This is a genomic window from Rheinheimera sp., assembly GCF_036568245.1.
Taxonomy (GTDB): Bacteria; Pseudomonadota; Gammaproteobacteria; order Enterobacterales; family Alteromonadaceae; genus Alishewanella.
The window spans coordinates 1-10,837 of record NZ_DATCSY010000388.1 but is presented as its reverse complement, the minus strand read 5'-3'; the positions used below and the strand labels follow the sequence as shown (position 1 = coordinate 10,837).

At 49.8% G+C, this 10,837-nt stretch carries 9 protein-coding genes; 6 read left to right on the top strand and 3 right to left on the bottom strand.

The genetic code is table 11. From position 1 onward, the window contains the following. Positions 1–1,384, top strand: a 1,384-nt coding sequence (locus tag VIN66_RS17455; protein ID WP_331925171.1) for a TonB-dependent receptor, incomplete at its 5' end; no start/stop codon positions are given. Positions 1,385–1,442: 58 nt separating this feature from the next. On the opposite strand, the gene VIN66_RS17450 is transcribed toward VIN66_RS17455, so the two are convergent. Beyond that, positions 1,443–1,895, bottom strand: coding sequence for a DUF4124 domain-containing protein (locus VIN66_RS17450; protein ID WP_230818225.1), 453 nt, complete (start codon positions 1,893–1,895; stop codon positions 1,443–1,445). Positions 1,896–1,998: 103 nt separating this feature from the next. Next, a complete protein-coding gene (gene speE, locus VIN66_RS17445; RefSeq protein ID WP_331925170.1) occupies positions 1,999–2,856 on the bottom strand; it encodes a polyamine aminopropyltransferase in 858 nt (285 codons plus the stop codon). Positions 2,857–2,990: 134 nt separating this feature from the next. Between speE and speA the strand changes: the two genes are divergently transcribed. From speA to VIN66_RS17425, 4 genes are all read left to right on the top strand, one after another. Further along, positions 2,991–4,877, top strand: a complete 1,887-nt coding sequence (gene speA, locus VIN66_RS17440) for a biosynthetic arginine decarboxylase (protein ID WP_134053086.1) — start codon at positions 2,991–2,993, stop codon at positions 4,875–4,877. Between the two features lie 97 nt (positions 4,878–4,974). Next, positions 4,975–5,868 carry an acyltransferase gene (locus VIN66_RS17435; protein WP_331925169.1) on the top strand — a complete coding sequence of 298 codons (894 nt, stop codon included), beginning with the start codon at positions 4,975–4,977 and terminating at the stop codon, positions 5,866–5,868. Continuing rightward, positions 5,868–6,797, top strand: coding sequence for an acyltransferase (locus VIN66_RS17430; RefSeq protein WP_331925168.1), 930 nt, complete (start codon positions 5,868–5,870; stop codon positions 6,795–6,797). Before VIN66_RS17435 ends, VIN66_RS17430 begins: the two co-directional genes overlap by 1 nt. Continuing rightward, on the top strand, positions 6,791–8,005 hold the full coding sequence (locus VIN66_RS17425) for a mechanosensitive ion channel family protein (protein ID WP_331925167.1): 1,215 nt from the start codon (positions 6,791–6,793) through the stop codon (positions 8,003–8,005). The genes VIN66_RS17430 and VIN66_RS17425 overlap by 7 nt, the downstream gene beginning before the upstream one ends. Here VIN66_RS17425 and VIN66_RS17420 read toward each other — a convergent pair. After that, positions 8,002–9,189: a methyltransferase gene (locus tag VIN66_RS17420; RefSeq protein ID WP_331925166.1), complete on the bottom strand. Its 1,188-nt coding sequence runs from the start codon at positions 9,187–9,189 to the stop codon at positions 8,002–8,004. The genes VIN66_RS17425 and VIN66_RS17420 overlap by 4 nt on opposite strands. A 75-nt stretch (positions 9,190–9,264) precedes the next feature. On the opposite strand from VIN66_RS17420, the gene VIN66_RS17415 reads away from it, so the two are divergent. Further along, positions 9,265–10,837, top strand: a 1,573-nt coding sequence (locus tag VIN66_RS17415) for a histidine kinase dimerization/phospho-acceptor domain-containing protein (protein WP_331925165.1), incomplete at its 3' end; no start/stop codon positions are given.

The following is a 10,837-nucleotide window of genomic DNA, read 5'->3' as shown; positions in this document are numbered from 1 at the left end:
TGATTATATTCGGCCTGTGGTACGCGATACCAGCGAAAACAAACTGAGTTTATATTCTGCCAACATTAGCGGTGAACTAATGGAATTACCCGCTGGCGCACTCAGTTTCGCTTCCGGCTGGGAGTACCGTAAATATAGTGGCGAATACAATCCCGACGCTCTCACTGTCGCGGGTGAGTATAATGGCGTAGTCTCTCTGCCAACCGCTGGTTCGCTTAATGTTAACGAGTTATTTGTTGAACTCAATGTGCCATTGCTGGCAGATCTGTCGCTGGCAAAACAACTGGATTTAAGTCTCGCCAGCCGGTATTCCGATTATTCAACCTTCGGTAGTGAAACCACCAGCAAACTTGGTTTTCGTTGGCTAATGCAAGATGAGCTGTTATTCCGAGGTAGTTGGTCTGAAGGTTTCCGGGCACCGAATATCGGCGAATTATTCGGCTCAGCCAGCGGCTTTGATGCAGTACTGTCAGATCCCTGCTCACAGCCAGACGCCGCTCTGGTGGCAAATTGCGCCGCTCTTGGTGTGCCGGCTGATTATCAGCAGCCTAACCCGCAAATCAGTGTGGTAACTGGTGGTAACCGCGACCTGGCACCAGAAACATCAACCAGCTATAACCTGGGTATGGTGTTTAGTCCGGAATTTGCCGCAGCAACAGCCTGGTCAGAACGATTGGACATTGGTGTCAGTTGGTACCAGCATGAGTTGAAAGGCGCTATTCAGGCATTGGATGCACAAACCCAACTTAATCTGTGTGTGCAAACACTGTCTGACACTTTTTGTAATGGTATAGGCCGCAATCAGCTGGGTGCTATCGACCAATTTAATAACGTTCTGACTAACATTGGTAGCATAGACACTTCAGGCCTGGATTTTGATATTGGCTGGCTGTTGCCGCAAACCGGTTTTGGTCAATTTGATGTGAAACTGCGTGCCACCCTGGTTGAAGATTACAAAGTGCTGGATGCCAACGGCCAGCAACAGCCAAAAACTGTCGGCATTGAAGCAAACGACTCTGCAATTCCTGAATGGAGCGGTAATCTTGCATTAAACTGGAAACATGACGCCTGGCAAGCCAGCTGGACGATGCGCTACACCAGTGATCTGGAGGAAAGCTGCGGTGACGCTGCCAGTTTTGCCATTTGCCGTAACAACCCAACAACAGGGCAAAACAGACTGGGTAGCACCACTTACCATGATGCACAGCTAAGCTGGCGCACCGATGCTGTTTTATCAGGCATGCAATTAAGTTTCGGTGTTAATAACCTGTTTGGCAAAGAACCGCCTGTATGTTTATCCTGTTCGCTGAACGGCTATGACCCTTCAACTTATGATATGCCAGGTAGCCGTTACTGGTACCTGCGCGCATCTTTTAGTTTGTAAAAGCTACCCATAACAAAAACCCCCGCATTGCGGGGGTTTAAAAAATACCAGGCTCTAATCAGTTATTTTGCGCGTATTGCCGTTCCAGGCTAACCACTTTCGACTTCAGTGCCATCAGGTTACCCCGTTCAGCACTGATTTTTTCATCATACAGCTCAGTTAAGCGATCTATTTTTTGCTGTAACGCGGCCAACTCTTCAGATTTAGGAAAACTGCGCCGCAGCTTATATAAATCGGCTTTCAGCTCATCTAACCGCTGTTGTTTTTCCTGCTCCAGTTTACTTATCTGAAACTCAACAAAGCGGCTCTGCCGCCTTACGGCATCGACCTGTTGCTTAAACTCGCTGCGGGTACCAATCATTGCCGTGCCAAGCGGACGCATGTCCACCTGCTCAGCTTCCTCTGCACATGGGAACTGACTAAACTCAACGACGCCATTCTGTTCACACTTATAAACAGCGGCTTGTACAGAAAATACGCTGAAAAACAGCAGGTAACTATATTTCATCATTTGGCACCCCACACATGAACAATAAATGTACAGAAAGCTTGCCAGTTACGCAAGCAAGGCCGTACATTTATTTTATGTTCAGTCTGGGCTAAGTAAAGCCTGTCTACTCCGATAACGCTTTATGCATAAAATTAGGCCAGGCTGACGCCGCTTTATGCACAGCTACATTGTAGTATTCCGTGGTAAAAGGTGCTGCAGCTGCATCGGCTTCACGGAAGCCATCAAAGCTCGAGCCTTTACGGGCTAAGGTACAGGTCCACCAGCCAGACGGATATACCATTTGTGGAAATAGCAGCGTTTGCAGTGCATCAAAACCGGCATCCTGCATAGCCTGGCGCATGTCTTTCAGTAATGGCATATGGATAAGCGGTGATTCACTTTGTTGCACCAAAATACCGCCCTGACGCAGCGCTTTACGACAGCTATCATAGAAAGCGCGGTTAAATAAACCTTCACCCGGGCCAATCGGATCGGTTGAGTCGACGATGATGACATCGACTGATTCCGGCGCTGCGTCGCGCATATATTTAATGCCATCATCAAACTTCAGCGTGGCGCGCGGATCATTATTCGACGCACACAGCTCCGGGAAGTACTTTTCTGACATCCGCGTAACCTGTTCATCAATATCGATTTGGGTCACACTTTCTACACCTGGGTGTTTCAATACTTCACGCAGGGTGCCGCAGTCGCCGCCACCGATGATGACAACATTTTTCGGATCAGCATGCGTAAACAGCACAGGATGACTAAGCATCTCATGGTATAAGAAATTGTCCCGGCTGCTGAGCATGATAACGTCATCAATTACCATCAGATTGCCGAAATGTGTGGTTTCGTACATCTCAATTCTTTGAAACGGTGACTGTACTTCATCAAGCTTTTTAGTCACTTGCAAACCAAAAGCACTGCCACTTGCTGCAAAAACTTCTGTGTACCAATTGTTGTTAAAACCCGACATATCTCTTTCCCTTACTGTAACAGGGCGCGTATTGTGCCCTTTACTGGGGCTACACTCAAATATTTCGTGTTTTTTGCTGCACCTGAACGGTATTCGCCTTAAACTATGCACATCTCAATTTTAAAGGAACGACAATGGCCGACTGGGGTACTGAAAAAGCGCGCTCTATCTACAATGTAGCTGTCTGGAGTGAAGGGTATTTTGACGTCAATGCTAATGGTGATCTGATCGCCTTCCCGGATCAGGATCACAGTAAAACCGGTATCAGTTTTCCGGAGCTGACAGCACGCTTTAAAGAAGAAGGCTTAACCTTACCAGTACTGGTGCGTTTTACCGATATTCTGCAGCACCGGGTCGATACGCTGATCAAATCGTTTATGCGCGCCAAAGCAGAAAAAGACTATCAGGGCCAGTACACCGCCGTTTATCCAATTAAAGTAAACCAGCAGTTTTCTGTGGTTAAACGCCTTATCAGCCACGACAGCGGCAAAGTCGGCTTAGAGGCTGGCAGTAAGCCAGAATTAATGGCCATTCTTGGTGTGACGGAACAACCGCTGCAAATCGTCTGTAACGGCTATAAAGACAGCGAGTTTTTACGTTTGGCCACTATAGGCCAGATGATGGGGCACACTGTCTACGTGGTGGTTGAGAAGCTGTCCGAGCTTAAAACGTTGCTGCGCGAAATTGACAACCTGGGCGCTGCGCCGCGTATTGGTATCCGTATCCGCCTGAATTCTGTTGGTAAAGGCAAGTGGCAGAACACCGGCGGCGAGAAAGGCAAGTTTGGTTTAACAGCCACTCAGGTGCTGCAGGCGATTGATATACTGCGTGACGCCGGCAAGCTCGACTTGCTGCAGTTGGTGCACTTTCACATCGGCTCACAAATTGCCAATATCCGCGATATCCACAACGCCATCCGTGAATGTGCGCGCCATTATGCCGAGCTGCGCACCTTAGGCGTACCGATCAGCACTGTAGATGTTGGCGGTGGTTTGGGTGTGGACTATGAAGGTTCGAAATCCCGTTCGGCCTGTTCGATGAACTACACCATGTACGAGTATGCGCGTAACGTCGTGAATGGCTTAAAAGAGGTCTGTGACGAGTACGACCTGCCACACCCGAATATTATTACCGAGTCTGGCCGGGCGATGACCGCGCACCACGCGGTACTGGTGACCGATGCTATTGATATTGAGCGTGCGCCAGGCCTGGTGAACCTGCCAGAGCCGGGTGAAGACTCGCCTACTGTCATTCTCGGCTTGTGGGAAGCTTATCAGAATGTCACGCCGCGCACGGCAATTGAAGCATACCATGATGCCGTGCACTATTTTACTGACGCCCATGCGCAATACGTACATGGCCTGCTGACACTGCAAGACTGGTCTTTGCTTGAGCAAATTTACTTTGCCACTATCAACAAAGTAAAAGCAAACCTGGACATGACAGCCCGCTCACACCGTTCAATCCATGACGAATTGAACGAAAAGCTGGCAGACAAGCTGTTTGTTAACTTCTCATTATTCCAGTCAATGCCAGATGCCTGGGGTATTGATCAATTGTTCCCGGTAATGCCACTGGAACGGATGAATGAGCCGCTGGATCACCGCGCCATTATTCAGGATATTACCTGCGACTCAGACGGCCAGCTAAAAAGCTATGCTGACGGCAATGGTATAGAACCCAGCCTGCCACTGCCATTATATAAAGAAGACCAGCAATATCTGCTGGGTATGTTTATGGTTGGCGCTTATCAGGAGATCCTTGGCGACTTACACAACCTGTTTGGTGATACCGACTCTGTGCATGTTGAACTGACTGACGACGGCGGCTACAAGCTGACCAACATCATCAAGGGCGATACCGTGGCCGATGTGCTGCGTTACGTGCAGTTTGATGCCAAGAAGCTGATTGCATCCTACACTAAGCAGCTGTCTAAACTGGATATGGCCGATGGGCGCAAAGACGAGTTGCTGGACGAGCTGAAAGCCGGTGTTTATGGTTACACCTACTTTGAAGATTAAGGTACACTAGCTACTGATCCGATGTGTTAACAGCAGGCTCGCCTGCTGTTATCATTTTTACCGGTACTGTTTCCGGTCATTGTTATCAGGTGCTGCTATGCTACATTTTTTACCGCGTCCGCTTACGGGTGCCTTGTCGATGCTGTTGTACATTCTGAACACCCTGTTCTGGTCTGTCCCCATTATGATATTGGCGCTGTTAAAACTGCCGCCTTTAACGCGCTGGCAAAGCTGGATGACCTATCTGCTGGACGCCTGTGCTGTCTCCTGGATCAGTGTGAACAACTTCACCACCCGTTTATTCACCCGCATTCGCTGGCACATCAGCGGCCTGGAGAAACTGTCGCGTAAAGACTGGTATCTGGTATTAGCCAACCATCAGTCATGGGCGGACATCCTGGTGCTGCAAAAAGTATTCAACCGTAAAATTCCTTTTATTAAGTTTTTCCTGAAAAAAGAGCTGATTTACGTCCCTGTTATAGGCCTTTGCTGGTGGGCGCTGGATTTCCCTTTTATGAAACGCTATAGCAAAGCGTTTTTACAACGTAACCCGCATTTACAAGGTAAAGACATTGAGACGACGCGCAGAGCCTGTCGCAAATTCCGCTTTAAACCAGCCGCTATTATGAATTTTGTTGAGGGCACCCGCTTTACCCGCGAAAAGCACGATAAACAGCAAGCTCCGTATCAAAACCTGCTAAAACCCAAAGCCGGCGGTGCAGCTTTTGTTCTCGGCGCCATGGGTGAGCAACTGCATAAAATTCTGGATATTACTATTCGTTACCCTAAAGGCATCCCGACCTTCTGGGATTATATCTCCGGTAAAGTTCGTGATATAACAGTGCAGGTTAACGTGCTGCCAATAACACCCGATTTGCTGGGCGACTATAACGACAACCAATACCGCGAACGGTTCCAGCAATGGATTAACCAGTTATGGCAGCAAAAAGATCAACAGCTGACCGCACTGAAACAAGGAGTTAAGCAGTAATGTTAAGTTTTCTACCCGGCTGGCTGTTACTGCCGTTCAGTTTTACGCTGTTTAGCTGTAACCTGGCCCTGTGGGGCATACTGGTAACCCCGCTTGGCTTAATCAAACTGCTATTGCCATTTCCGGCAGTGCACCGCCTGACTGCGCTGGCAGGCAAAGGCTGTTACCGCGGCTGGACAACAGGCAATACAGCGCTGATTAATCTGTTTAACCGTGCAGACTGGCAAATTACCGGTGCGCAGGAACTGGATAAAGCCAGTTGGTATTTACTGATCTCAAACCATAAAAGCTGGCTGGATATTCCGGTCGTCAGCACAGTCGCGCATAGCCGGATCCCGGAACCGAAATTCTTCTTAAAAGACGAGCTGAAATGGCTACCATTTTTAGGCACAGGTTGCTGGGCACTGGATATGCCCTTTATGAAACGTTACAGCGCGGCACAACTGGCAAAATACCCGCATTTAAAGGGTAAAGACATCGAGACCACCCGCCAGTCGTGTCAGAAGTTTAGAACCGTCCCGACAACTATTATCAACTTTGTTGAGGGCACCCGTTTTACTGAAAATAAAAAACTACAAAAACGCAGCCCATTTCACTATTTGCTGCCGCCCAAAGCCGGCGGTATTGCCTTTACGCTCGCCAGCATGGGAGAGCAGTTTAACGCGATTTTAGACTTTACCCTGCTGTACCCGGATAACCAGGATAATGTCGCGCTGGATATGTTAATGGGTAAACTGAAGCGCGTCGTGGTGCAGGTAGAGGTATTGCCGGTCGACCAGCAGGTGATTGGCGACTACTTTAACGATGAACAGTTCCGCGAGCGCTTTCAGTTGTGGCTGAACCAGCGCTGGCAGCATAAAGAGCAGCTTATTGAGCAGTTTTATCAGACAGAAACCGTCAGAGCATCCGCGGAGCAACTACCATGTTAAATGATCTGCTTACTCTGCTGGCCAACAGCGTCATGCTGCCTGAGCGCTGGCACAGCAGCTTTATCCTCGGCTGCAACATTCTGATTGCCGTGGTCGTCGTAGCCCTGTGCTTTATGTTCGTCAGGGCCTGGCTGCGGCCAATCCTGGCAAGTGTGCTGGATAAACTGGATGGCCGCTTAACTCACGAAACTGAGCGCGAGCGTCGCAGCCTGGCAAGCCATCTGGCACATTTACTTCCGGCTCTGGTGCTACAGGCGCTGCTGCCGGTATTGTTTAATCAACACGAACATTTGTCTGCCGTGCTGGGTGTGCTGGTATGGCTCTACCTGTATTTGTTCCTTGGCCTGGCGGTAGCCGCTGCTATTACGCTGATAGCGAAAAGCTATGCCCACCTGGTGCCTAATCCTACCATTCCGTATCAGGGTATTTCACAGCTATTAAAACTGCTGACCTTTATTGTGTTCAGTATCCTAATTATCAGTACCACCCTGGGTAAATCACCGACGCTACTGCTCAGCGGTTTAGGTGCACTAACGGCAGTGTTATTGCTGGTGTTTAAAGACGCTATTCTCGGCTTTGTCGCCAGTATTCAGATCGCCGTCAACAATATGGTCAATGTCGGCGATTGGATAGAGATGCCTAAATACGGTGCTGATGGCGATGTAACAGAAATCGCGCTGACAACGGTAAAGGTGCGGAATTGGGATAACACCATTACCACCATCCCTACTTATGCACTGATTTCAGACTCATTTAAAAACTGGCGTGGCATGCAGCAATCCGGCGGCCGGCGTATCAAGCGCGCAATCAATATCGATATTAATACTATCCGCTTTATTAAAAGCCCGGAGCTGGAAAAACTACAACAGCGCCAGCGGCTACAAAGTTTTTTTCAACAACAGGACGTGCGAGATCTGCTGGACAGTGATGACGTCACCAATATTGCCTTGTTTCGTTATTATGTGCGTTGGATATTACGCCAGCACCCCAGCATCAATCAGGATATGACACTGATGGTCAGGCAGCTGCAACCGACAGAAGTGGGGCTACCCATTGAAATCTATTGCTTCAGTGCTGACAAAAACTGGCTGAACTATGAAGCTATTCAGGCTGACATTTTCGACAAATTGTTTGCCATACTGCCGGTATTTGACCTGGCGGCTTTCCAGCGCATAGGCTCACGTCAGTCACTGACACAGGGCAGTTAATTCTGCTTTATCGCGCTAAGCAGCAGGTTACGGGGTGTAATGTGGTAGTCGCACAGCTCCGTTAAGCGAACCTCATAACCGTGCTGCTGCAGATAAAGCGCCTTATCCAGCATCAACCATAGCTCCAGCGGCCGTCGGAACAGGTGGCGTACCAGCTCAATGCGCTGCACCAGCTGCAGCCGCCTGGCCCCCCGTTGTAAGTAATGTGTCCAGTCGGTATTTGCCGGCAAAGTAAGCTGATGCTGGGCGGCAGCCCAGTGCGCAAAGCCGGTGAAATCCGCGCTGAACCAGTGCTTGCTTACTGATGCCAGCGGCCGGTATGCGCGCTGACTGCTGATATCCGAACGTAGCTCATCATACGCCAACCGCCATAGTACCTCTGTGCCACGCAGTTTTTCAATGCGCCCGCCAGCAGTGACCTGGCCCTGCACTATCAGCTTTAAATCGTCTTTCGCCAGGTCAAGATCCTGCGTAATACCGATTGCTGACATTGGCTGGTAACAAGGCTGTGGGATCAAATGATAACAGCATGGTACCAGCAGTAACTGCTGACAACCTGCCTGCACTGCCTGCTCTAACATCGAAATATGTAACTGTCCGCAGGCATGCAGGGCAACCAGTTGCTGCTGTGGCTGCAACAGATGCTGCAACGAATCATTAAGCACATCGGCGCAAATAAATTGTTGCGCCAGCTTGTACTTACCTGCCAGGTCTTCACCTTGCCGGCACAATGCTGCCTGCCACTCAATACTGGTCACCGGCGCGGTAAAGCGGTGCGCCAGGATCCGGCCAAGGTGTCCCTTACCGGCGCACCACTCTACCACCGGCAGAGCCTGCTCTGGCCAGTGCTGGCAGACAGCATCGATTTGCTGCAGTTTGCGCCCGCCGATACCGTTTTCCAGCCAGAATGGTAAAGGGCTGAGCGGTTGCTCTGCTGTCGGAACAGTCAACTGAGGTAATGCATACAGCGCCGGGAAAAACGGCGCGAACACCTGTTGCTGCAACTCGCTGCTATTATCAATTTGCTTTAGCTGTTGCTCATCTAGCGCCAGCAGGCACTGCTGCAATTGCTGATCAGCCCACGGCAGGGTATCGCAAGCAAAAGGCAACAGTTGCCAGTATTGCCGGTACTGCTGCAATACGGCTGTTAGCTGCTCAAACTGCTGCGATAAAGAGGTTTGCATAATTGGCTGCCTACTGTTTTTGCCACACTCAAGCTTGTGCTTTATAGTAAGGCTGTCACTGAATCTAAGGTCGCTATGATAATTCAACGCGTTAGCAGTACCAGCAATTTTATCACCTGGTTCGGCAGCTTATTGCTGCTGGTGTTCTTTGGCTGGCTGGGCTGGCAGGATTATCAACAACACCAAACCACTGATGTGCTACAAAAGTGGGCATTGGCGTTTTTGGTCAGTGAACTGCTGCTATTGCTGTTGTTATCAGATATGCAACGGGTAACACGGCGTCTGATGCGTGAACTACAACAATCGCAGGAGCTTAAGCAGCAGCGCGAAACCCAGCAGAATAAGCAATATCAGCAAGCTTTAAGCACACTGAACAATATTGCCGCCAGCTTTAACCCGGACTGGCGCGAGCAGTTACGTCAGGCTCTGTTAGTTGCTGCTGATTACCTGCACCTGCCGATCGCCGTACTGAGCAAGATAACCGGTGATGACTACCAGGTGATAGTACATAGCGCGCCATCGGGTTTACTACAGGACGACACGCATTTTGAGCTTGGCCAGACATACTGTAGCTTAACGCTGGCGAGCAACAACGTATTTGCTGTGCATCATATGAGCGACAGCAAATACGCCAGTCATCCTTGCTTTAGTACTTTTGCGTTGGAAAGTTATATCGGCGCTGCCGTACAGGTAGAGGGCGCTCCTTTTGGTACCATCAGTTTTTCATCTGCCAAGCCTCGGGTGCGGCCTTTCAGTCAGTTAGAGCGCGACTTTGTCAGCCTGCTGGCACGCTGGATTGGCAGTAACATCGAACGGCGCCGTTATCTGGACGCGCAAATTGAAGTGGCAGAACGGCTGAAAAAAGTATCCAGCCAGCTTCCGGGCATGGTGTTTCAGTTCAGGCAAACCGCTGAGGGCAACTTCAGCTTCCCTTATTGCAGTGAAGGTATTAATACTCTGTTTCATCTGACACCCGAGCAGGTAAAGCAGGATGCCACACCGCTGTTTGCTTTAGTTCATCCTGATGATCGGGATTCAGTACAGCAGGGCATAAGGCAGTCAGCCGAAACATTATCACTGTGGAAACAGGATCATCGCATTCAGCATCACGACGGTGAAGTAGTCTGGCTGGCTGGTCGCGCGGCGCCGGAGAGCCAGCCAGACGGCAGCATACTGTGGCATGGTTTTGTCAGCGATATTACCGAGCGGAAAAAAATCGAGCGGTTAAAAGATGAGTTCGTTTCTACCGTCAGCCACGAGCTGCGTACCCCCCTGACAGCGATTAGCGGCGCCATTGGGCTACTGCATGGTCAGGTGTTTGGCCAATTGCCAGCCCAGGCGATGCAGATGACTGAGCTGGCACAGGCAAATGTGAAGAAACTGCAGATACTGATCAATGATTTACTCGACATGGACAAACTGATCGCCGGTAAGATGCAGTTTGATATACAGCCGCAGCCACTGTTACCGGTGATAGAGGCTGCAGTGCGGGACAACCAGAGCTATGCTCAGCAGTATCAGGTGCAGTATCAGCTAAAAGCCGACGCCACTGACTTATGGGTCAATGTCGACAGTATGCGTCTGCAACAGGTAATGACTAACTTACTGTCTAACGCGGCAAAGTTTTCTCCCGCCGGGGCGGATGTCG